Origin of the sequence: Aeromonas sp. s11 (assembly GCF_040907945.1) — a bacterium.
Taxonomy (GTDB): domain Bacteria; phylum Pseudomonadota; class Gammaproteobacteria; order Enterobacterales; family Aeromonadaceae; genus Aeromonas; species Aeromonas veronii.
This window is the reverse complement of sequence record NZ_JBFOCU010000062.1, coordinates 464,991-486,756: the sequence shown is the minus strand read 5'-3', so window position 1 is coordinate 486,756 and position 21,766 is coordinate 464,991. Positions and strand designations below refer to the sequence as shown.

18 protein-coding genes are annotated in these 21,766 nt (G+C 58.8%); 15 read left to right on the top strand and 3 right to left on the bottom strand.

Going from position 1 to position 21,766, the window contains the following annotated elements; all coding sequences use genetic code 11:
• Nucleotides 1–39: 39 nt before the first annotated feature.
• Nucleotides 40–2,052 (bottom strand): methyl-accepting chemotaxis protein, encoded by a 2,013-nt coding sequence (locus AB5Y84_RS20810; RefSeq protein WP_100646263.1) that lies wholly within the window; start codon nt 2,050–2,052, stop codon nt 40–42.
• Nucleotides 2,053–2,304: 252 nt separating this feature from the next.
• Here AB5Y84_RS20810 and hinT point away from each other — a divergent pair, with 252 nt between their 5' ends.
• The 12 genes from hinT (at nt 2,305) to tyrA (ending at nt 14,750) form a co-directional block, all read left to right on the top strand.
• Nucleotides 2,305–2,655, top strand: coding sequence for a purine nucleoside phosphoramidase (gene hinT, locus AB5Y84_RS20805; protein WP_005334033.1), 351 nt, complete (start codon nt 2,305–2,307; stop codon nt 2,653–2,655).
• Nucleotides 2,655–4,091 (top strand): COG3014 family protein, encoded by a 1,437-nt coding sequence (locus AB5Y84_RS20800; protein ID WP_368177635.1) that lies wholly within the window; start codon nt 2,655–2,657, stop codon nt 4,089–4,091. The genes hinT and AB5Y84_RS20800 overlap by 1 nt, the downstream gene beginning before the upstream one ends.
• Before the next feature lie 83 nt (nt 4,092–4,174).
• Nucleotides 4,175–4,573, top strand: coding sequence for a YcfL family protein (locus AB5Y84_RS20795; protein WP_368177634.1), 399 nt, complete (start codon nt 4,175–4,177; stop codon nt 4,571–4,573).
• Nucleotides 4,573–5,169, top strand: coding sequence for a penicillin-binding protein activator LpoB (gene lpoB / locus AB5Y84_RS20790; protein WP_005334041.1), 597 nt, complete (start codon nt 4,573–4,575; stop codon nt 5,167–5,169). Before AB5Y84_RS20795 ends, lpoB begins: the two co-directional genes overlap by 1 nt.
• Nucleotides 5,170–5,179: 10 nt before the next feature.
• A complete protein-coding gene (locus tag AB5Y84_RS20785) occupies nt 5,180–6,004 on the top strand; it encodes a phosphotransferase (protein WP_368177633.1) in 825 nt (274 codons plus the stop codon).
• Nucleotides 6,005–6,007: 3 nt separating this feature from the next.
• Nucleotides 6,008–6,865: a DUF6279 family lipoprotein gene (locus AB5Y84_RS20780; protein ID WP_005361577.1), complete on the top strand. Its 858-nt coding sequence runs from the start codon at nt 6,008–6,010 to the stop codon at nt 6,863–6,865.
• Nucleotides 6,866–6,961: 96 nt separating this feature from the next.
• Nucleotides 6,962–7,396, top strand: a complete 435-nt coding sequence (locus tag AB5Y84_RS20775) for a hypothetical protein (RefSeq protein ID WP_005334044.1) — start codon at nt 6,962–6,964, stop codon at nt 7,394–7,396.
• A gap of 158 nt (nt 7,397–7,554) precedes the next feature.
• Nucleotides 7,555–9,357 carry a protein translocase subunit SecD gene (secD, locus tag AB5Y84_RS20770; protein WP_368177632.1) on the top strand — a complete coding sequence of 601 codons (1,803 nt, stop codon included), beginning with the start codon at nt 7,555–7,557 and terminating at the stop codon, nt 9,355–9,357.
• A gap of 150 nt (nt 9,358–9,507) precedes the next feature.
• On the top strand, nt 9,508–10,425 hold the full coding sequence (gene secF / locus AB5Y84_RS20765; RefSeq protein ID WP_005334046.1) for a protein translocase subunit SecF: 918 nt from the start codon (nt 9,508–9,510) through the stop codon (nt 10,423–10,425).
• Between the two features lie 280 nt (nt 10,426–10,705).
• The gene (gene glgC / locus AB5Y84_RS20760; protein ID WP_019445281.1) at nt 10,706–12,007 is read left to right on the top strand and encodes a glucose-1-phosphate adenylyltransferase; all 1,302 of its coding nucleotides are present in this window, start codon (nt 10,706–10,708) and stop codon (nt 12,005–12,007) included.
• A gap of 406 nt (nt 12,008–12,413) precedes the next feature.
• Nucleotides 12,414–13,487: a 3-deoxy-7-phosphoheptulonate synthase gene (locus AB5Y84_RS20755; protein WP_368177631.1), complete on the top strand. Its 1,074-nt coding sequence runs from the start codon at nt 12,414–12,416 to the stop codon at nt 13,485–13,487.
• A gap of 135 nt (nt 13,488–13,622) precedes the next feature.
• A complete protein-coding gene (tyrA, locus tag AB5Y84_RS20750) occupies nt 13,623–14,750 on the top strand; it encodes a bifunctional chorismate mutase/prephenate dehydrogenase (protein WP_368177630.1) in 1,128 nt (375 codons plus the stop codon).
• A gap of 508 nt (nt 14,751–15,258) precedes the next feature.
• Here tyrA and AB5Y84_RS20745 read toward each other — a convergent pair.
• A complete protein-coding gene (locus AB5Y84_RS20745; RefSeq protein WP_005334057.1) occupies nt 15,259–16,284 on the bottom strand; it encodes a porin in 1,026 nt (341 codons plus the stop codon).
• Between the two features lie 395 nt (nt 16,285–16,679).
• On the opposite strand from AB5Y84_RS20745, the gene dinG reads away from it, so the two are divergent.
• The 3 genes from dinG to AB5Y84_RS20730 all read left to right on the top strand — a co-directional run bounded on the left by dinG (nt 16,680) and on the right by AB5Y84_RS20730 (nt 20,632).
• On the top strand, nt 16,680–18,752 hold the full coding sequence (gene dinG, locus AB5Y84_RS20740; RefSeq protein WP_368177629.1) for an ATP-dependent DNA helicase DinG: 2,073 nt from the start codon (nt 16,680–16,682) through the stop codon (nt 18,750–18,752).
• 142 nt (nt 18,753–18,894) lie between these two features.
• Nucleotides 18,895–19,554, top strand: coding sequence for a DUF2057 domain-containing protein (locus tag AB5Y84_RS20735; RefSeq protein WP_139742871.1), 660 nt, complete (start codon nt 18,895–18,897; stop codon nt 19,552–19,554).
• Between the two features lie 181 nt (nt 19,555–19,735).
• The gene (locus AB5Y84_RS20730; RefSeq protein WP_368177628.1) at nt 19,736–20,632 is read left to right on the top strand and encodes a histone deacetylase; all 897 of its coding nucleotides are present in this window, start codon (nt 19,736–19,738) and stop codon (nt 20,630–20,632) included.
• Nucleotides 20,633–20,789: 157 nt separating this feature from the next.
• Here AB5Y84_RS20730 and ylqF read toward each other — a convergent pair whose 3' ends face one another.
• Nucleotides 20,790–21,740: a ribosome biogenesis GTPase YlqF gene (gene ylqF, locus AB5Y84_RS20725; protein ID WP_304519978.1), complete on the bottom strand. Its 951-nt coding sequence runs from the start codon at nt 21,738–21,740 to the stop codon at nt 20,790–20,792.
• Nucleotides 21,741–21,766 lie beyond the last annotated feature (26 nt).

Below are 21,766 nucleotides of genomic sequence, written 5' to 3'. Positions count from 1 at the left end.
CCGCATCTGCGGGGCCTTCTCTATTTCAACATGCAACCATCAGGCGCTGAGGCGGAAGCGCTTGACCAGGCTCTCCTGCTGCTCTGCAAGGGAGTCCAGCTGCTGGCTGGTCTCGGCTACCCGCTCGATCCCCTGATAGTTGAGATCCGAGATATCGGAGATGCGGTTGAGGTTGGTGGCGATATCGGCGCTGGTGGCCTGTTGCTGCTCGGCGGCAGAGGCGATCTGGCTCGACATGTCGCTGATCAGCACCACAATCCCCTGCACCTCCTCCATGGCGTTGTTGGCGTGAGAGCTCTGATCCACGCAGCTGTCCATCTCGCGAGAGCACTCCTGCATTACGGTCACTGCCTTGGCAACCCCCTGCTGCAGGTTCTCGATCATGGTCTGGATCTCGCTGGTGGACTGAGCGGTACGACCCGCCAGACTGCGCACCTCATCGGCCACCACCGCAAAGCCACGACCCTGCTCGCCGGCCCGCGCCGCTTCGATGGCAGCGTTGAGGGCCAGCAGGTTGGTCTGCTCGGCAATGCCGCGAATGACATCGAGGATATTGCCGATCTGGCTGCTCATGGCGCTCACATCACCAATCACCTTGCCGGTCTGTTGCAGCTTGCCCGCCAGTTGATGAGTGGTGGTGATATTGCCTGCCATCACCTTGCGTCCCATCTCGGAGGCCTTCTCCACATCCTGCACCCGCTCCAGGGTCTGGTTGGCTGCCTGCGCCACTTCCCGCACCGAGGCCTCCATCTGGGTCATGGCGGCGGCGACCGAGGCGGTCTCCTGCCGCTGTTTCTCCAGATCAGCCCGCACTGATTCGGTGGTGTGGCGATTGCCGTGGGCGGCATCGTTAAGCTGGGCAGACGCTTGTGAAAGCTGTGCCAGCACCTCCCCCATCTGGGCAATCAGCAGGTTAATCTGGCTGCCCAGCTGGCCGAATTCGTTCTTGCTCTGAAAACCGATGCGCTGGGTCATATCGCCCTGGGTCACTTCGGTCAGCACCCGCAGCAACTCCCTGAGCGGACGGCGAATGGCCTTGCCGAGGGTATAAGCCACCAGCATGGCGATCAGAATGGCGACGACGATGCTGGTTCCCTGGGTCAAGGTGCTCTGGCTCTGTGTGGCTTTGGCGTGCTGAATGCTTTGACTCATCAGCTGCTGACTCTGGCCGGTGATCCGCTCAAGCCGGTTCTGGATCTCGACGATGAGAGCGCTAGCCTGCTTGCTCTTCTCCCGCATCTGCTCCTGCTGCTTCATCAGCGCCAGATACTGGGAGAGCACGCCTTCGCTTGCGGTGGTGTCGCGCACGAAGCCGTGAACATAGTGGCCCATGTCGTTCTCGAAGTTCTTGAGCTCCCCCTGCAGATCCTTGATGGTGCTGTTGAACCCCTCGATCTGCATCTTGTTGCGCTTGAGCGCCCCTTCGATGGGAGCTGGAATGGTCTGGTTGAGGGCGTCCATGGTGGAGAGTTCGATGGCGGAGAGCTTGGTGGTCAGGGTCTCGGAGAGCATCTTGATAAAGCTGTCGTCGATGGTGACCATCATGTCACCCAGACTCTTCTTGAACTGGGGCAGACTGACCTGAAACTGCCCCTTGGCCAGATTGACCTTGTGCAGTCGGGTGAGCAGCGCCTCGTGTTCGCCGGGCAGGGTATCGGTCAGTTGCAGGTAGCTGTCGACCTGCTGGCTGAGGCTGCTCATCTCCCCTTGCAGTTCGGGGTGGTGGGCCACCTGCTGGCGCAAGACGTCGAGGCTCTTGCCCACCGCGGCCTTGGCCTGTTTCAGTTCGGCCACTTCGGCCGGCAGCTGTTTGGGATCCTGCTCGGTGAGCACATCCCCCAGCCACTTGTTGGCACTGAGCAGGGTGATCTGGGTCTGACTGCTGGCAATCACCAGCGGCATAGACTGCTGGGTAACCTGCTCCAGTGCGTTCCCCAGGGTCTCCTGACTACGAAATGTGAGCAGTGAACTGGCCACCATCACGGCCACCAGGATCGCGAAGCCAAGGTAGACTCGCTGCAAGATGGAGAGATCCGACATTGTTTGTTTCATTATTGTCCCGCTGTATATGCAAAAGTCCCTTGCCTGAGTACCCCGTCCTTTTGATACCCTGCAGACCACCCTGAACAGGCGCTGCAGATGACGTCCCTCTGGCTATCGGTATTTTTAACAATAACTGAAGGGAATGGGACATCAGCTGTGTCAAATGTCGGCTTGTGTCACACTTGGCGTGCTGCTCGCCCCCCTTTCGGGAGCCGCTTGGGGTTCTAGTTCAATTTTCTGTTTCATATAAGGGAGTTAGCCATGGCGCAAGAAACCATTTTCAGCAAAATCATCCGTAAAGAGATCCCCGCCGACATCCTTTATCAAGACGATCTGGTCACCGCATTCCGGGATATCCAGCCCAAGGCCAAGACCCATATTCTGATCATCCCCAATGTGCTGATCCCCACCGTCAATGACGTGGAAGCCGAACATGAACTGGCCCTTGGCCGGATGTTCACCGTGGCCCGCAAACTGGCCGCTGAGGCTGGCATCGCCGAAGATGGCTACCGCCTCATCATGAACTGCAACCGCCACGGCGGGCAGGAGGTCTACCACATCCACATGCATCTGGTCGGTGGCCAGCCGCTGGGGCCGCTGCTCAGCCTGTAATGAATCGCCACGCCTCAACCTGCCGCAGCGCCCTGTTGCTCTGCGGCGCCCTGCTGTTGCTGGGAGGCTGCGCCTCCCGCTGGCAGGATATGTTCGTCTCCTACTCCGATCAGATGGTGCCCCTGCGCAACCAGCTGCTGCTGGGCCATGCCGCCGAGGCGCTGCCCGAGGTGCGTGACTCCACCCTTGGGGATGACACCTTTGTGCTGGATCGGCTCGAACAGGGGCGCATTGCCTGGCTCGCCGGTCAGGATGCGGGCAGCAAGCTGGCGTTCACCGCCGCCGACAGCCGCCTTCAGTGGGAAGACAATCAGGCCGAATACCGGCTGAGCCACGGTCTGGATCAGGTGGGCAGTCTGCTCACCAACGACCAGTCGATGGCCTATCGTACTCCCGATTACGAACGCACCATGCTGCACCACTATCTGGCCCTCAACTACCTGCAACGGGGGGATGCCGATGGCGCCCTGGTGGAGGTTCGCCGGGCCAATCAGGTGCAGGAGCAAGCCCTGAAACGGCGAGCCGACGAGGTGCGCAAGGCGAAGGATGAGAGCGAAGAGGCCGAAGCAGAAGGCGAGATGCGCCAGCTGATGTCGCGCGGCGCACCGGATCTCGACCGGTTGATCGGCAAGGTCAAAAACGGTTTTCAGAACGCCTACACCTTCTATTTTTCTGCCGTGCTCTATGAGGCGGCCGGGGATCTCAACGATGCCTGGGTCGACTATCAGCGCGGCTACCAGATAGCGCCGGACAACCGCAGCCTGCAAGATGCCTTGCTGCGTTTGGCGCGGCTGCGTGGCTCACCGGACGAGATCCGCGAGACCGAGAAAAAGATAGGCCGCAAAGCGCCGCCACTTGCAAAAGATCAAGGCCAACTGGTGGTGCTGTTTGAAGATGGTTTGATCCCGGCACGGCGAGAACTGTTCCTGCCGCTCCCCATCTCCACCTCCCGCGGCGATTTTCGCACCTTTACCGTCGCCATCCCCTATTACGATAATCGGGCCAGCGACACCGGCCCGCTGACGGTGGAAGTCGGCAAGCGGGTCGAGCAGACCAGCGAGCTGGTCAGGCTGGAAGCGCTGGCCGCCAAAGATCTGCAGGAGCGGCTGCCCGGCATGCTGACCCGCCAGGCGCTGCGACTGGTGGCCAAGGAGCAGATGCGCCGTACCGCCGCCAAAGAGGGAGGGGATGTGGGCAATATTCTGGTGGGGATCTTCAACACCCTCTCGGAGCGGGCCGATACCCGCAGCTGGCTGACGCTGCCAGCTCAGGCATCGAGCTGGCAGGGGATGGTGCCGGCAGGTGACATCAACCTCACCCTGAGCGCGGGGGCGGCGCAGCGGCAATTGCCGCTCACCATCCACAAGGGACGCACCACCCTGGTCTGGGTACAGCGCCTCGGCGCCGGTCTGACCACCCGGGTGATGCCGCTCTGAGCAGATGGCGAAGAGAGATGATCAAGACAATTAACCGGGCAGGCACACACGCGGCCCCACTCACCCCGATTAAGGAGAGCAAGATGAAAGCATACGGGTTGGCCCTCGGGCTCGCGCTGCTGCTGACCGGCTGCGCCACCAACACCTCCGGCGTGGCGCTCTATGGCCTGGCGGGCGGTGCTCCCACGTTGGAGCAGCATCAAAACGTCAACGTCACCCTGACCGAGCTGAGCCGCCGCCAGCAAAATGGCCTGCTGCAGGTCAATGTGGCCGCCGCCAGCACCCAGCGCGGCGATAACAAGCTGCAATATATCTTCTATTGGTATGATGAGGCCGGTCAGGAGGTCGCCAGCGATGGCCGCGGCTGGACTCCCATCAAGCTGCATGGCTATCAGACCCGCACCCTCTCGGCCCTGGCGCCCAGCCCGGCGGCGCAGGGTTACCGGATTTACGTACGCGAAGTGATTGAGGAATCCTACTGATGAAAATGAATCATGCCCTGCTGATATTGACCTCTGCATTGCTCTTGGGCGGCTGCTCCAGCACCACGGTCAGCTACGGTGATCCGACTGAAACCGAAACCGTCACCGTCGATTACGGCTCAAGCGATCTGCAGGCCATCGCCGACAAGATGGCGGACTCCATGCTCGCCTCCCCTGCCACCAGCGAGATCACCGCAGGCGGTCGTCCGGTGATGTTTATGGACTCTATCCGCAACAAGACCTCCGAGCACATCGATACCGAAGCCATCACCGATACCATCCGCACCAAGTTGCTGCGGGCCGGCAAGTTCCGCTTCGTCGATATGAGCAAGGTGGCCGCCGTCAAGCAGCAGCTCGAATACCAGCAGAGCAGCGGCATGGTGGATCCTGCCTCCATGGTGCGACTGGGCAAGCAGACCGGTGCCCGCTACATGGTCTATGGCAACCTCGCCAGCATCGTCAAGGACAATGGCAAGGTGAAGGATGTCTACTACCAGATGACCATGAACCTGATGGATCTGCAAAACGGCGAACTGCTGTGGGCCGATCAGAAAGAGATCCGCAAACAGGCGAAGAAATCCACCTTTGGCTGGTAACAGGCTCCTGGTGACAGGCAACTGTGATCCGCTGCTGGCCAGCCTGCCCGCCCCCTGGCGGGAGGGGCAGCTGGAACCACTAGGGTTAGGCCTGACCAACTGCAACTATCGACTGCGCCTCCCCTCGGGGCGCAGTTACTTTTTGCGTCAGGGCCACTCCGACCCGTTGCGCCTTGGTATCGACCGTCCCACCGAGTGGCAGCTTTATCAGGGGGCGATGGCCGAAGGGTTGGCACTGTCTTGCCACTATGGCGATCCCGCCAGCGGTCTGATGCTGCTCGAATGGTGTGATGAGCCAAACTGGGTGCACGCGGCGCCACCGGAAGCCGATCAGCCCCGTCTGCTGGCAGAGGTGCTGCGCAAGCTCCATCGCCTGCCGCTGCCTGCGGTAGTGATGGCGGTGCGGGCCCACGCCGCGGGCTATCGCGCCCGACTGGCCCACATTCCCTCCTGGCTGCCCGCACTGGAGCGGAGCTTGCTCGCCAGCAGTGAGCCAAATGATTGCTGGCGCCCTTGCCACCATGATCTCAATCCGGCTAACTTGTTGGGAAGCAAACCCTGGGTCATCGACTGGGAGTATGGCGCGGCAGGTCACCCCGGCTTTGAGCTCGCCAGCATCCAGCGCACCCATGAGTGGCCCGCCGAGCGGCGCGACGAGCTGGAAACGCACTATCTGCAGGCCGTGCCGCGCCACCAGTGGCCCGATTTTCAGAGCGAGGCTTTTTTACCCTGGGTCGACTATATCGGCCTGCTCTGGGCCCTGCTGATGGCAGAGCAACAGCCCTCACTCGACTATGACACCCTGATCGCCATCAACCGGCAACGACTGGAGTAACAGATGATAAACAAGGTGCGCTGGCACAAGCCGAAAACCTGGGGTCTGCTGCTGATCGGCCTGCTGCTGACCGGCTGCTCCACCCGGGTGATCTACTACTGGCTCGATACCGCCATCATCTGGCAGCTGGATGACTACTTTGCCCTCTCCTATTCGCAGAAGGATCTGCTCAGCCGCGAAGTGAAGGGGCTGATGGCCTGGCACCGCCAGCACGAGCTGCCGCGCTACGCCAGGGATCTCGATGCACTGGCCAAGGCGGTGGCCAGCCCCATGACGCCGGAGCAGATCTCGACCAACCTAGATGCGGTGCAGCAGAGCCTGACCCGCACGCTGGAAAACACTATCCCCCGTGCGGTCAGGCTGGCGCGCACCCTGACCGACGAGCAGGTGGCCCGCTTTATGACCGATCGGGTCAAGCGGCAACAGGAGCGGCAAAAGGACTTTGCCACTGAGCCCAAAGAGCAGATGCTGGCGGAGTTTCGCGACAAGATGAACAAGCGGCTCGAGTTCTGGATTGGTGAGGTGAAACCGGCACAGGCGCCACTGGTGGCCCAGTGGGCCGAATGGCAATACGAGCTGATGCCCCCCTGGCTCGAGTTTCAGGAGTCCTGGACCCAGGAGCTGGACAGGCTGATGAAGCAGCGCCAGAGTCCCGACTTTACCCGCGAGCTGACTGACCTGCTGGCCGAGGGGGATGGGCTGATGGATGGCCGCTTTACCGGCTATACCGAACAGTCGCGCCAGCGTACCGTCAACTGGCTGAGCGCTATGAGCCAGTCGCTGGATATCTCTCAGCGGGCCCATCTCTACTCCCTGCTCAAGGGTTATGCACGCGACTTCAAGCAGATGAGCGGCAGCTGACGAGCGGCACCGAATGGTGCCATGCGCCCGGGGCTACCTTGTTCAAACCGGGCGCTTATGGTAGTTTGCCCTTTCTATTTATCGGGAATTAACTTTTTGCGCCTTATCGACAAAGTAAAACTGGTGCTGGTAACTCTGGTTATCGCCCTCACCCTGCTTTGTTCCATCGCCCGAATGGAAGGCCCGCTGCTGCCCGCATCACCCCAGAGTGAACAGCAGCAGACTCAGGTGTTCAATCAGCTTAGCGACAGCGATGATGGCATCATCAAGTTTGTCGGCAGCCATCAAAATCACCTGCTGCGTCTCGAACAATCCCTGCGCAGTGACAACCAGCCCAAGAGTGTGGTCTACGAGCTGATCCAGAGCTGGTCGGCCCAGGCCATCCTGCTGTTGCTGCTCGGCTGGCTGATGCTGGCCCCCGAGCTCTATCACAAACAGAGTTTTCGCGATCGCTTCGGTGCGATCCACCGGCGCCATCTACAGCGCCAACATCTGCAATATCGCTTCACCCAGAGCTATCTGAGCGCCTGACCCCGGAGGGGATGGCACATCCACTGTTTGCTCATCTCCTCTTCCTGACGGATCCGGCGGCTGCCTGATCCGCATCTGATGCATCCCATTTTTTGCGCCTTGCCGAGCCTTGTTGCTATCGGCCCGGGCACCATTCTCCTGACAGAGGCTTGTTTGCCATGAGAAAGAGCAATCGCACCGTTCTCAACCGCATGAGCAAGTGGCAGTACGCACTGCTGTTGTTGATGCTGTTGACCTTTACCTTTTACTCCCTGCCCACCTTTTTCGGTGAGCAGCCCTCCCTCGGCCTGCACGGACAGCAGCGCCTGACCACCCAGCAACAGATGCTGCTGAGCGACAAGCACCTGACCCCAGTCAAGGTGATCGAGCAACCTGAGCGGGTCGAGCTGGTCTTTGCCAGCCAGGGCGAACAGCAGCGCGCCAAGCAGTTGCTGGAGCAGCAAGGGGTCGACAGTGCCGCCCTGACCCTGGAGTTTCACTCCAATGCGCCGGCCTGGATCACCCGCCTCGGCGCCGACCCCATCAAGCTGGGGCTCGATCTGCGTGGCGGCTCCCAACTGCTGATCGGGGTGGACGTGGACTTTGTCATCGACAATCAGACCAAGAATCTGGTGGATACCCTGCGCACCCGTTTCCGTGAAGCCAACCTGCGCGGCGCCAGCGTCGTGCGCACGGCACAGGGCGCCGTAGCCGTCACCCTGCCGGAGGTCGCCGAACAGGAGAGCTGGCTCTCTATCATCAAGGAGAGTGCCGGTACCCGTCAGGATCAGTGGAAGCTGACCCGCTCCGGCAATGATCTGAAACTGGTGCTGAGCGAGGCGGAGCGTACCCTGCTGGTCAACAACGCCGTGACCCAGAACCTGTCGATCCTGAAAAAACGGATCAACGAGCTCGGCATCGTCGAAGCCTCGGTGGTGCGTCAGGGGCAGGATGGCATCCGTATCGAACTGCCCGGGGTACACAACCCCAAGCAGGCGAAAGAGGTGATCGGGGCCACCGCCTCGCTGGCCTTCTACGAGGCCAAAGCCGACAGCCACTTCTATATCGCCGATCGCAACGGTCAGGCCGTCGGCATGGCACGCAAGCCGGTACTGACCGGCGAGCACATCGTCGATGCCCGCGCCAATATGGGCGAGATGGGTCAACCCCAGGTCAATATCGTGCTCGACACCCTGGGTGGCAGCAAGATGAACCAGTTCAGCCGCCAGCATGTGGGCAAGCCGATGGCGACCGTCTTCACCGAGTACAAGACCAACGCTCAGGGCAAACTGCGCGCCCAGAGCGAGGTGATCAACGTCGCCACCATCCAGACCGCCCTTGGCAACCAGTTCCGCATCACCGGTATTGGCAGTCTGCCGGAGGCGCAAGAGCTGGCCATGCTGTTGCGTGCCGGCGCCCTCACCGCCCCTCTCAAGATCCTGGAAGAACGCAGTATTGGCCCGACGCTGGGGATGCAGAATATCGAGGCGGGCTTCACCGCGCTGGCCTTCGGCATGGCAGGCATGATGCTGTTCATGATGGCCTGGTACCGCAAATTCGGCTGGGTTGCCATCACGGCGCTGGTCGCCAACCTGTTGATGCAGGTCGGCATGCTGGCAGTGCTGCCGGGCGCCGTGCTGACCCTGCCGGGGATCGCCGGTCTGGTGCTGACGGTGGGCATGGCTGTGGATACCCATGTGCTGATCTTCGAGCGGATCAGGGACCGGCTGCGAGAAGGGGGCTCACTGGCCAACGCCATCGACTTTGGCTATCGCTCGGCCTTCCACACCATTTTCGATGCCAACATCACTACGCTCATCTGCGCTGTGGTGCTCTACTCCATCGGCTCCGGGCCGCTGCAGGGCTTCTCCATCACCCTCATTCTGGGTCTGCTCTCCAGCATGATCACCGGGATCTGGGGGACGCGCGCCATCATCAACCCCCTCTGGGGACGCAGCAGCGAGCGCACGCTGAAGGTGTAACGAGACAGCAGTCCTTCTGATGAGCGGCTTTGGCTGCGCCATCGGCCATGGATATGGCCGGAGCGGCCAAAGCAGAACACTATTTCCCGGCGTGTCGCGACACGTCGTGATGGGCCAACAGCCTAGTGCTGGCTGGCCAAGGAGAGAATTATGTTGAGAATGATCGTTGCCATGGGGCTGACCCGTTGGCGTTATATTGGCCTGTGGGCTTCCATCCTGCTGACCGTGGCCAGCGTTGCCATCTTGCTGGTGAACGGCCTGACACTGGGGCTCGATTTTACCGGCGGGATCCTGCTGGAGTTTCATATCCAGACCCTGAAAGAGGCCCATGAGCTCAATGCCATGCTGGTCTCCCCGCTGGCGGGAGCCGTTGAGCTGAGCTCGGCCGGTATTCCCGGCGAGTGGCTGATCAAGCTGCCCCCCCACGAACTTCCCTGGCCCGCGGCAGATCTCGCCACCATGCTGACCCAACAGCTGGGGATGCCGGTCGAGTTGCTGCGCACCACCATCGTCGGCCCTCAGGTGGGTGCAGAACTGTTCCAGCAGGGGATGCTGGCGGTACTGGTCGCTTCGCTGGCGATGTCGGCCTATCTGGCGTTTCGTTTCGAGTGGCGTCAGGCCATCGGCATCCTGCTCTCGGTGGTCCATGACGCCATCGTGGCGCTGGGGCTGCTGTCACTCTTTCAGATTGAATTCGATCTGAACATCATCGCCGGTTTGATGGCGGTGATCGGCTACTCCCTCAACGACAGCATCGTCATCTCGGACAGGCTGCGGGATCTGCTGAGCTCGCGTACCCAGATGGGCATCCACGAGTGCTCCGATGTGGCCATCAAGGCGACCTTCAGTCGCACCATGATCACCTCGGGCACCACCCTGTTTACCGTGGGCGCTCTGTTGTTGTTTGGCGGTGACGCTCTCTACGGCTTCTCCTTCACCCTGTTTGCCGGGATCCTGGTGGGCACCGTCTCCTCCATTACCGTCGCCTCGACCGTGCAGGAGCTGCTTGGGCTCACCCCGCAGGCCTACCAGAAGAAGAGCGAGGAGCCACTGGCCAACGCAGCCTGAACCTTGTTAATCAGACCCGGCTCAGGGTCTCAACAAACCGGGCCCCTGCCAACCATTGGCAGGGGCTTTTTCATCCCTCCTCTCTCGCCGCCCATTTTGTCGTTCGGCTCGCCTCAATTGACAACTGACCATATTGAAAGCAATGACGGATCAACCCGTCATTTTTAATAACAAAAAGGTCATTTTATTACGTCAGAAACCATAAAATGTGACTGAAAGCACTTTCTTGAGGGCTCAAAGGAGGCAACATTGTAGTGATTTATCTACAAAGGGATATGAGATGTTGTTACAACCTGCCAATACAGCAAAATCCAGACAGTTGCTGAACGAGACCATGGCTTTGGTACTCGCAGGAGGGCGGGGTAGTCGCCTCAAACAGTTAACCGACAACCGTGCAAAACCTGCCGTTCATTTCGGCGGCAAATTCCGCATCATCGATTTCGTGCTCTCCAACTGCATCAACTCCGGCATCCGTCGGGTCGGTGTCGTGACCCAGTACAAATCCCACAGCCTGTTGCGCCATCTCCAATCGGGCTGGTCTTTCCTGCGCTACCAGATGAACGAGTTTATCGATCTGCTCCCTGCCCAGCAGCGGGTGGATGAGGTGAACTGGTATCGGGGTACCGCCGATGCGGTCTACCAGAATCTGGATATCATCCGCGATCACGCCCCCAAATATGTGGTGGTGCTGGCAGGCGACCACATCTACAAGATGGATTACGCCGCCATGCTGCTCGATCACGTCAATATGGGCGCCAAGGTGACCGTTGCCTGCATCGAAGTGCCACGCAGTGAAGCAAGCGCCTTCGGGGTAATGGCGGTGGATGATGATCGCAAGATCAATGCCTTCGTCGAAAAGCCCGCCAACCCGCCCGCCATGCCGGGCAAGGCCGACACCGCGCTGGCCTCCATGGGCGTCTATATCTTCGATGCGGAGTATCTCTATCAGCTGCTGGAAGAGGACATTGCCAACGAGCAGTCCCATCACGATTTCGGCATGGACGTGATCCCCCGCGTGGTGAAAGAGGGCACCGCATTCGCTCACCCGTTTGGCATGTCCTGTGTCGGCTGCTGTCCGGATCGCCGCCCCTACTGGCGCGATGTGGGCACCGTGGACTCCTTCTGGGAGGCCAATATGGATCTCGCTTCCGTCACGCCTGAGCTGGATATCTACGATCAGGACTGGCCCATCTGGACCAGTCAGAACATGACTCCTCCCGCCAAGTTCGTGCAGGACCGAAACGGCCAGCACGGCATGACCATCAACTCCATGTTTGCCGGGGGCACCATCGTCAGTGGCTCTTTCATCCTGAGTTCGGTGCTCTTTACCAATGTGCGGGTCGACTCCTTCTGCACCCTGGATCAGGCCGTTATCTTCCCGGGAGTGGAGATAGGTGCCGGTTGCCGACTGCGCCGGGTGGTGATCGACAAGGGGTGCAAACTGCCGGAAGGCACGGTGATCGGTGAAAACGCCGATGAAGATGCACGTCGCTTCCACCGCTCCGAGCAGGGCATAGTGCTGGTCACTCAGGGGATGCTCACTCGCCTGAACAAAGAGCTGCAGGGAAAACAGAAGTGCTGATCCGCAGCCAGACGGGATCCCCCTTCCTACCGCAAAGGGAGCCATAATGGCTCCCTCTTTCTATGGCTGACCTAGCCACCTCACACCATCATTGCCATCGCGTTGCAGTCTCCCAGAGATACCATTTACTGTGGGTAAACAGCTGGGCAACGCAGCCTTCACGCCCTCAAGTCGTAAACATTAAATTACACAAAAACCATTAACCCTCCGAAAAATCCTCTGTATTATTCCTGTTCGCGCTATATAGCAGCTCCTTTATCTGACTTTTTAGCGGTAAACCCACTAGTTTCACTTGATTGTTTGTTTTTCCTTGGTAAGGTGATGGCGGTTGCGTAACAAAGCAGGTACCAGTGTAAATATATAGGTACAACCGCTTTTGGCTTAATACAGTAGAGAGAATGAAATCATGCAAAGAGACCCCCTGAACAACATCCATATCCAGTCCGAACAAGTGATGATCACGCCTACCCAGCTCAAGGAGAAGTTACCCATCTCCGACAAGGCGCTGGCATTCGTGCAAGGGGCCCGTAATACCATCGCCGATATCATTCACCGCCGCGATCACCGGCTGCTGGTGATCTGTGGTCCCTGCTCCATCCACGACATGGACGCCGCCAAAGAGTACGCAACCAGACTCAAAGCGCTGCATGATGCCTATCAGGACTCTCTCTACATTGTCATGCGGGTCTACTTTGAGAAGCCGCGCACCACGGTCGGCTGGAAAGGCTTTATCAACGACCCCAATCTGGATGGCACCTTCGATGTGGAGCTGGGGCTGCACCGTGCCCGCGAGCTGCTCTGCTGGCTGGCGGAGCTGGAGTTGCCGCTGGCCACCGAAGCGCTCGACCCCATCAGCCCGCAATACCTGGCCGAGCTCTTCTCCTGGTCAGCCATCGGCGCCCGCACAACCGAATCCCAGACCCACAGGGAGATGGCGTCCGGCCTCTCCATGCCGGTCGGCTTCAAGAACGGCACCGACGGCAACCTGGGGACCGCCATCAATGCGCTGCAGGCGGCCTCCTCCCCTCACGCCTTTATGGGGATCAACCAGCAGGGTCAGGTTGCGCTGCTGCAGACCCAGGGCAACCCGGATGGCCACGTGATCCTGCGCGGCGGCAAGCACCCGAACTACGACTCGGTCAATGTGTCGCTGGCGGAAGAGGCACTGGAAAAGGCGGGCCTGCTGCCCGGTCTGGTGGTAGATTGCAGCCACGGCAACTCCAGCAAGGATCACCGTTTGCAGCCCAAGGTGGCCGACAACGTCATCCACCAGATCCAAGAGGGCAACCGCTCCATCATCGGGGTGATGCTCGAATCCAACCTGTTCGAGGGAAACCAGTCCAGCGAGCAGCCCAAGGAGCAGATGCGCTACGGGGTCTCCATCACAGATGCCTGCATCGACTGGGACACCACCGCCACCCTGCTGGCTCGCTGCCACAACCAGCTGGCTGACCCCCTCAAGGGCAGAACTGCACGGTAAGCCGTGGTATCTTGTCGTAACCTATTGAACAATCTGGGTATCACCGCTGGTGGCATCAAACCGCTCATGCCGTGATACCTTGTTGCATCTTGATTTTCAGGGCGCCGCCGCTCGCGGCGCCAGCAGGGACTGGATATGGCTGAAGAGTTGAATGTACTCAGGGACAAGATAGATGCGGTGGACAAGCAGCTGATCGATCTGCTGGCCGCCCGTCTGGCCCTGGTGGGAGAAGTGGGTGAGGTAAAGAGCCGCCACGGCCTGCCCATCTATGCACCGGATCGGGAAGCGAGCATGCTGGCCCGCCGCCGCGCCGAGGCCGAGCAGTTGGGAGTGCCCGGCGATCTCATCGAAGACGTACTGCGCCGGGTGATGCGCGAATCTTACGCCAGCGAGAAAGATACCGGCTTCAAATGCATAAAGCCGGACCTTGGCAAAGTGGCCATCATCGGTGGTCAGGGCCAGCTTGGCCGCTTGTTCGGCCATATGTTCAGCCTCTCAGGCTATCGGGTCGAGACGCTGGAACAAGCCGACTGGCCGCGCGCTGACGAGATCCTCGCCGGCGCCGGTCTGGTGATGGTGGCGGTGCCCATCGATATCACCTGCCAGATCATCGACCGCCTCGGCAACCTGCCCGCCCACTGCCTGCTGGTCGATGTCACCAGCGTGAAAGCGGCGCCACTCGAACATATGCTGGCGGTGCATCAAGGGCCGGTACTGGGACTGCACCCCATGTTCGGGCCGGATGTGGCGAGTCTCGCCAAGCAGGTGATCGTCTGCTGTCAGGGGCGTGACCCCGCCGCCAGCCAATGGCTGCTGGATCAGATGACCATCTGGGGCGCCCGCTTGCAACAGGTGGAAGCCAAGGCCCACGATGAGGCGATGACCCTCATTCAGGCACTGCGTCACTTCGCCACCTTTGCCTATGGCTGGCACCTCTCTCGGGAGCAGGCCAATCTGGATCGCCTGCTGAGTTTGAGCTCCCCCATCTACCGGCTGGAGCTGGCCATGGTGGGGCGGCTGTTCGCTCAGGATCCCCACCTCTATGCCGACATCATTTTGTCGTCACCGCAGAATCTGGCGATGATCCGTCGCTACTACCAAAACTTCGGCGAAGCGCTGGGGCTGCTGGAGCGGGGGGACAGGGACGGTTTCATTGAGGCCTTCTCGCAAGTCTCCGGTTTCTTCGGCGAGCATGCCGACCAGTTTCTGCGTGAAAGCCGCATGCTGCTGGCCCAGGCCAACGACCGCCGCCAACACGGCTGATCCTGCAAAAGCAGTAACGCTCATATCACCAAAAAGGGGAGATACTCAGGCATCTTCCCTTTTTGTTTGTTACTCATTTAACGCTAACTCAGTCGCGAGCGGCGACACATCAAGTACCTACCGCTGATTTGCCTCACCTCACAATACCCTCCCCCTGCGCTGCATCACATCCACCAAGCATGCCCCTTCCATATCCGCACAATCCGCGCAAATAGCACCGGGCTGCCAGATTCTCACGGTCAAGCCAAGCTGTTGCGAGCAATGACTGTATGGCGTAAAAGAGAGCAGTGCCCTCCCCATCAAAGAGATAAGCAGGAAGCAGGAAGCAGGAAGCAGGAGAGATTAACTAAGACAGATGGTTTGCCAAACATCACTTAACACAGCAATCCGGCGGTTCATCATGGCGCCAATACGCTGGTGCCCAAAAAAGAAAATGGCCGAGATATCATCTCGGCCATTCGTAGCTTGGTCAAAGACTCAAGCCTGGATATTACTCATGTGCAACTTATTAGAAGTTGTACTGCAGAGCAACAGTCCACTCGTCGTCTTTGTCATCCAGACCAACGATTTTGTACTCGGTGTAAGCTTTCAGCTTCGGAGTAAAGGCATATTGAACACCCAAATAGGTGTAATCAGCAACATCTGCAGGCTTGACAGTAGAGTTAGCAACGCTGTCAATTTCAGAGAAGTTATAACCAGTCAGGAAAGTCCAAGCATCAACGTTATAGCTAGCAGCCAACTCATAACCGTTGAAATTCACTTCTTCGTTACCACGAGTGACCTTGCTTTCGTTGTACAGACCAGCGAAGTAGAATCCGTTGATAGAGTAAGAAGCGGCCAGAGCCCAGTCTGCTTTGTCACTATCAAGTCCAGTAGTAGTGTTGGACTTGTAATCATTCTTGGCGTAACCGGCAGCCAGACCTAGACCAAAGTCGAAGTCATAACCGATGCTGGTGGCATAACCTTTATCCAGCTTTGATGCCAAGTTAACAGTATTACCGTTATTGTCAGAACCGAAGGTCAGCTCAGCCTTGTCATCGTTGGTCTGATAGGAAGCATTAGCAAAGAAGCCACCCCACTTACCCATGTAAATGATCTGACCTTCTTGACGACTACCGTAAGCGTTCGCTTCAGAACCCCACTCGTTGAAGATATCGGTTTTTTCAATCAAGCCCGTGTAGTAAGCAGTATCGGTCTGACCAAACAGCACTTTACCATACTGGGAACCATCGAAACCGACGTAGATATGACGTGGGTCGATATCACTAGTTTTGTAACCGGAGTTTTCAGCAGTAACTTGCCACTCGGTTTTAGCAAAAGCAGACCAAGTGTTGTTCAGGGCAACTTTGCCAGACCAACCCAGACGGGTTTGACCTTGCAATTCACCATCGACGTCATCGTGCTCGCCGTAGTAGTTAGCCTGTACACGACCGTATACGTCGAAAGTGGTACCGTCTTTGTCATAGATCACTGCGGCGTTAGCGGCGGATGCAAACAGAGCCGGAATAGCAATAGCCAGAATTGTCTTTTTCATAGTTTCCAATGCCTACTGTAATTAAACACTAAGTTGTTGTTATTCCCTGTGTTAGCGATGTTCTTTGCATCACTATGCCGCCGAGACTAGCACCGGATTTTTTGAACCGCAATGAAAAAACTTGGAACTTTTTACGCAAACCATAGTCATGGAGGCAAAAATGTGAGCCAAGTCTCACCTGACGGCAAGGCAAAAGGAAAACGTTTACAATGAATCCTGCTGATTATTTGGACTCGAATAGTCTGTTTTGCATGCAAATGACGCTAACTACCTGATAAACAACCAAAGTGGTCTGATCAGCGTAAAACTGCCGTGATAATGGCTGTTGCCTCGACCTCACCAAGGGGTTGCGGGTATCCTTGTCCTTCGATTAACACCTAACTGGCCCTCTCTTCATGCTCTCTACTCGCCTTAAAGCCACCATTCGTCAAACCTATCGCCAGATTTCGGATGGATTACCCGGTTTTGTGCCGCGTAAAGAGCAGAACTTTCTGGTGGCAGAGATAGCCAAAACCCTGACCGGCGAGTACGACAAACAGCGCCGTATTCTGGTTGCCGAAGCAGGAACCGGTATCGGCAAATCTCTTTCTTATGCTCAGGGTGCCATCCCGGTGGCGCGACTCACCCAGAAGAAGCTGGTGATCTCCACCGCCACCGTGGCCCTGCAAGAGCAGCTGATCCACAAAGACCTTCCTTTTTACCACCGCCATAGCGAGCTGCCGTTTCGCTTTATGCTGGTCAAGGGGCGTCAGCGCTACTGCTGCGAGCATCTGCTGGAGCAGGCAGCCAGTGGCGCCGAGATGGCCAACTTCGAGCTCGACTTTGGCAGTCTGAGCAAATCCAAACCATCTGACAGCGACAAAGATCGCTACCAGGCTCTGTGGCAGGCCTACACCAATGGCAAGTGGGACGGGGATCGGGACAACTGGCCGGAGCCCATTCCCGACACTTGCTGGGATCGCATCGCCGCCGACCGCCACACCTGCAACAAGGCGCTGAACCATCACCAGCACTGCCCCTTTCATCGCGCCCGCAACGACATGGAGAGCGCCGATGTGCTGGTCGTCAACCATGCGCTGCTGCTCTCCGATCTCACCATGGGCGGAGGCATCATTCTGCCGCCCCCTGATGAGTGCATCTATGTGCTGGATGAGGCCCATCACCTGCCCACCATCGCCCGGGATCACGGCGCGGCGTCGGCCAGCGTCAAAGGCTCACGTCGCTGGCTGGAGAAGCTGGTACAAAGTGCAGGCAAGCTGGCGCGGACTCTTAATAAGGAGAGCCTGCTCGACCCCCAACTCAAACTGCAGGATGCACTGGCCTCCATCCAGCCTGATCTGAAGGCTGTCGAGCAGTGGCTCAGCGCCAACGATCGGCTGTTTGGCACGGAACCCCACTACCGCTTCGCCGAAGGGGTATTGCCGGATCCCCTGCCCATGCTGGCAGAGAATCTCAAGGAGTCGAGCAAGAAGGCGCTGCGGGCGCTGGATCGGATGCAGGGGGCCATAGGTGAAGCGCTGAAAGATGGCGAGATCCGCCGCAAGGAGGCCGAACCCCTGCTGGCCGAGAGCGGTTTTCATCTGCAGCGGCTGGAGAGTTTCTGCGCCCTCTGGGAGATGCTGGGGCGCCATGTGCCGACCGGCAAAACCCCGCTCGCCCGCTGGATGGCCAAGAGCGATGACGGCGATATCTGGCTGCACGCCTCACCGATTGAAGTGGGCTATCTGCTGGAGGAGTGGCTCTGGTCGAAATGTTTGGGGGCCGTGCTGGTCTCCGCGACCCTCACAGCACTCTCTTCCTTTAGTTATTTTCGCCATCAGGTGGGGCTCAAGGAGCACGACGGTACCCGCTATCTGCGCCTGCGCTCCCCCTTTGACTATCAGAAAGCCGAGCTCTATCTGCCCAAGATGGAGCACGAACCCAACTCGCCGGCCTTTACCAACGAACTCATCAGCGTGCTGCCACGTATTCTGGCGGGCAAGGAGGCGAGTCTGGTGCTCTTCTCCTCCTACCGCCAGATGAATGAGGTGGCCGTTGGCTTGCGAGCCAAGGGGCTGTCACTGCTGGTGCAGGGGGAAGCCTCCCGCAATGCCCTGCTCACCCTGCACAAACAGAAATGCGATGGCGGTCAGGCCAGCATTCTGTTTGGTACCGGCAGCTTCTCGGAAGGGCTGGATCTGCCGGGTCACTACCTTACCAATCTGGTGATCACCAAACTCCCCTTTGCCGTGCCCAACTCGCCGGTCGAGGAGGCCACCGCCGAGTGGGTGGAGCAGCGAGGCGGCAACCCTTTCCTGCAACTGACAGTGCCGGAGGCATCGCGCAAGCTTATCCAGGCCTGTGGCCGCCTCATCCGCAAAGAGGCTGATCGGGGACGGGTCACCATTCTGGACCGCCGCCTGCTGACCAAACGTTATGGCAAGGGGCTGCTCGACGCCCTCCCACCGTTTACACGGCGGATCGAGTAAATAAGCCGGCCGCTATTGATAAACAAACTGACAGCCGCGCGAACATCGACCACCAGAAAGAGCCATTGCCGCAGTAGGCCAAACCTGTAAAAATGAGCCCCTGTTTTCAGTGGGCAATCGCCTGACTGTTCAAGGAGATGAAATGAAACTGACTGTTCTGGTACCGGCGCTGGCTGGTCTGTTGTGGGCCGGTAGCGCCCTTGCTGATGCCCAATTGGAAGTGACCACCCCGTATGTCGTCCAGCTGATCGATGGTCAATCCATCAACCCCAAGCTGCTCGACAAAACCAGCACCTTCCCCCTCTCTGCCGGCAAACACCAGTTGGTCGTCGCCTTTGAAGGCAACTACTCCAGCCGTAACGAAATCAAGCTGGTGACCGCAGAGCCGCTGGTGCTGAACTTCACCGCCGCCGACAATCAGCAACTGGTGCTGGACTACAAAAAGCCCCGCAACGAAGCCGAAGCCAAGCAGTTTGTCAAAGATCAAAAAGTGGTGCTGAAAGACAAGGTCACAGGCCAGCAAGTGAGTAGCGAACAGTTCGTGATGCCGAAAGTAGAGGGCTTCCAGCTAACCCGTGACTATCAGCAAGAGCTGATCAACATGGGCAAAGCCTTCAACCAGCCCAAAACCGTTGCCGTCTCTACTGCTGCCGTGATGGCTGCCGCCAGCGCACCGGTTCAGGTTGCCCCCAGCAAGGCTCAAAGCAATCCGGAAGCGCTGACCCAGTTGCAAAACTGGTACAACAAGGCAGATGCGGAAACCCGCAAAGCCTTCCAGATCTGGGTTATCCAGCAGCAATAAACCGAGCTGAGATATTGACTGAAAGGGGAGCCAAGCTCCCCTTTTCCATATCTTGCGATCTTACTCACGACGCGTCTTGATTCATGCGCTGCCACTTCCCCTTTATATAGGGAGTACATATATGGATTCATCTGCTGATTTCATATATAGAGAGCGCCACCTTGCCAGGGAGAATGGCACCATGTCGTTGCGCATTTTCTATCACCCCCTCTACTCCTCCCTGACGCTACCCGAGCGCCATCGCTTCCCGCTGGCCAAGTATCAAGGGCTGTTTGAACGCCTGCTGGTGCAGGGTTACCCCCTGGGCGAAGCGCCCGCCGCTACCCGGGAGCAAATCTGTCGTATTCACGATGCCGATTATGTCGCGGCCGCCCTAAGCGGCCAGCTGGAAGATCGCGCCATCCGCAAGATCGGTTTTCCCTGGTCACCCATGCTGATAGAGCGCACCTTGCGCTCGGTGGGTGTCACCGTTGCCGCCAGCCGCCATGCACTTGAGCAGGGCTGCGGCTTGCAGATCTCCGGTGGCTACCACCACGCCCATCGGGATCACGGCAGCGGTTTTTGTCTGTTCAACGATCTGGTGATTGCCGCCCAGGCTTGCCTCGACGAGGAGCGCTGTGAACAGGTGCTGATCGTCGATCTCGATGTGCATCAGGGAGATGGCAGTGCGACCCTGTGCGCCGGACGGCGCGATATCATCACCCTCTCCCTCCATGGGGAGCACAACTTTCCCCATCACAAAGCCGCCTCTCACCTCGACTTTCCATTGCCAAGCGGCATGACGGACGATGCCTACCTCACCACACTGCAACAGGCGCTCTCACTGGCACTGCGGCTCTATTCGCCGGATCTCATCCTCTATCAGGCGGGCGTCGATGTGCATCATGCCGACGAACTTGGTTATCTCTCCCTGAGCGATGAAGGGGTTCGCCTGCGCGATGCCATGGTATTTGACTGTGCAATCAAGCATGGGTTGCCCATCGCGGCGGTGCCCGGTGGCGGCTATCGCCGCGACTGGCAGCAGCTGATCCCGCTTCATATGTCGCTGTTTGAGGCGGCGCGCCACCGTTTTGGTTGATGGCATGGCTTTATAGCGCGGCCCCCCATCAGAAGTGGGCGGGCACTTCACCAGATAAAACAGAAGAGGCGCCCCCTGGGGTCGCCTCTTCGTGTTTCGTCATCTGGGTCACACAAGCTCGCTCGCAGTCAGGCAAGCTCGGGACACCTGAGGATAATTATTTCTGACGCTTGCGGGCGTACTTGCGACGGGCGCGGGCCTGACGCTCCTCTTCCCGCTCGGCCTTCTCTTTGGCTTTTTGCTCGGCTTCTGCGGCGGCTTCGACAATCTCGACACTCACCATCTCCGGCGTCTCCAGCGAGATGCGGCCAAGCAAACCGGAGCGGAACTCGTTGATCAGGATCTCGGACGCCTTGTGCAGGTCGGCCAGCCCCCCTTTGCGCATAAACGCCCGCTGGCGGGCGATCATCTCCAGCAGCTCGATCTCGGTCTCGGGCAGCTCGTCAATCTGGTAGCGCGCCTTGATCCGCTCCGGATAGGACTTGATGAAGTAGTCAGCGGCGAACATGGCGATATCGGCATAGTCGAACACCGTGTCCTTGATGGCCGCTGTGATGGCCAGACGATAACCGCAGGAGGGCGGGTTGAGCTTGGGCCAGAGAAAACCCGGGGTATCGGTCAGGATAACGTTGTTATCCAGCTTGATCCGCTGCTGGGACTTGGTCACCCCGGCCTCGTTGCCGGTACGGGCGATGATGCGCCCCGCCAGGGTATTGATCAGAGTGGACTTGCCCACGTTGGGGATCCCCATGATCATCGCCCGCACGCCGCGCAGCTCAAAATTGCGCTCCGGCAGCATCTCGTGACAGAGAGTCAGCAGTTGCTTGATCTTCTCCGGCTCTTGTTGCGTCAGCGGCAGCGCCTTGATCCCCTTCTCTTTTTCCATGTGCGCCACCCACAGATCGGTGATCGCCGGATCGGCCAGGTCCGCCTTGTTCAGCACCTTGATCACCGGGGTATCACCACGCAGCTCGGGCACCAGCGGGTTTTCGCTGGAGAAGGGGATGCGGGCATCGAGCATCTCGATGATCACATCGACCTGGGGCATGACCTCGGCAATCTCTTTGCGGGCCTTGTGCATGTGACCGGGGAACCAGTTGATGGACATATCCGTTACTCTCTGTGGGGGCTGCG

Bases quoted from the DNA above. Each gene is read 5' to 3' on its own strand.
- AB5Y84_RS20810 (WP_100646263.1), bottom strand. From the start codon at position 2,052: ATGAAACAAACAATGTCGGATCTCTCCATCTTGCAGCGAGTCTACCTT.
- hinT (WP_005334033.1), top strand. From the start codon at position 2,305: ATGGCGCAAGAAACCATTTTCAGCAAAATCATCCGTAAAGAGATCCCC.
- AB5Y84_RS20800 (WP_368177635.1), top strand. From the start codon at position 2,655: ATGAATCGCCACGCCTCAACCTGCCGCAGCGCCCTGTTGCTCTGCGGC.
- AB5Y84_RS20795 (WP_368177634.1), top strand. From the start codon at position 4,175: ATGAAAGCATACGGGTTGGCCCTCGGGCTCGCGCTGCTGCTGACCGGC.
- lpoB (WP_005334041.1), top strand. From the start codon at position 4,573: ATGAAAATGAATCATGCCCTGCTGATATTGACCTCTGCATTGCTCTTG.
- AB5Y84_RS20780 (WP_005361577.1), top strand. From the start codon at position 6,008: ATGATAAACAAGGTGCGCTGGCACAAGCCGAAAACCTGGGGTCTGCTG.
- secD (WP_368177632.1), top strand. From the start codon at position 7,555: ATGAGAAAGAGCAATCGCACCGTTCTCAACCGCATGAGCAAGTGGCAG.
- secF (WP_005334046.1), top strand. From the start codon at position 9,508: ATGTTGAGAATGATCGTTGCCATGGGGCTGACCCGTTGGCGTTATATT.
- glgC (WP_019445281.1), top strand. From the start codon at position 10,706: ATGTTGTTACAACCTGCCAATACAGCAAAATCCAGACAGTTGCTGAAC.
- AB5Y84_RS20755 (WP_368177631.1), top strand. From the start codon at position 12,414: ATGCAAAGAGACCCCCTGAACAACATCCATATCCAGTCCGAACAAGTG.
- tyrA (WP_368177630.1), top strand. From the start codon at position 13,623: ATGGCTGAAGAGTTGAATGTACTCAGGGACAAGATAGATGCGGTGGAC.
- AB5Y84_RS20745 (WP_005334057.1), bottom strand. From the start codon at position 16,284: ATGAAAAAGACAATTCTGGCTATTGCTATTCCGGCTCTGTTTGCATCC.
- dinG (WP_368177629.1), top strand. From the start codon at position 16,680: ATGCTCTCTACTCGCCTTAAAGCCACCATTCGTCAAACCTATCGCCAG.
- AB5Y84_RS20735 (WP_139742871.1), top strand. From the start codon at position 18,895: ATGAAACTGACTGTTCTGGTACCGGCGCTGGCTGGTCTGTTGTGGGCC.
- AB5Y84_RS20730 (WP_368177628.1), top strand. From the start codon at position 19,736: ATGTCGTTGCGCATTTTCTATCACCCCCTCTACTCCTCCCTGACGCTA.
- ylqF (WP_304519978.1), bottom strand. From the start codon at position 21,740: ATGTCCATCAACTGGTTCCCCGGTCACATGCACAAGGCCCGCAAAGAG.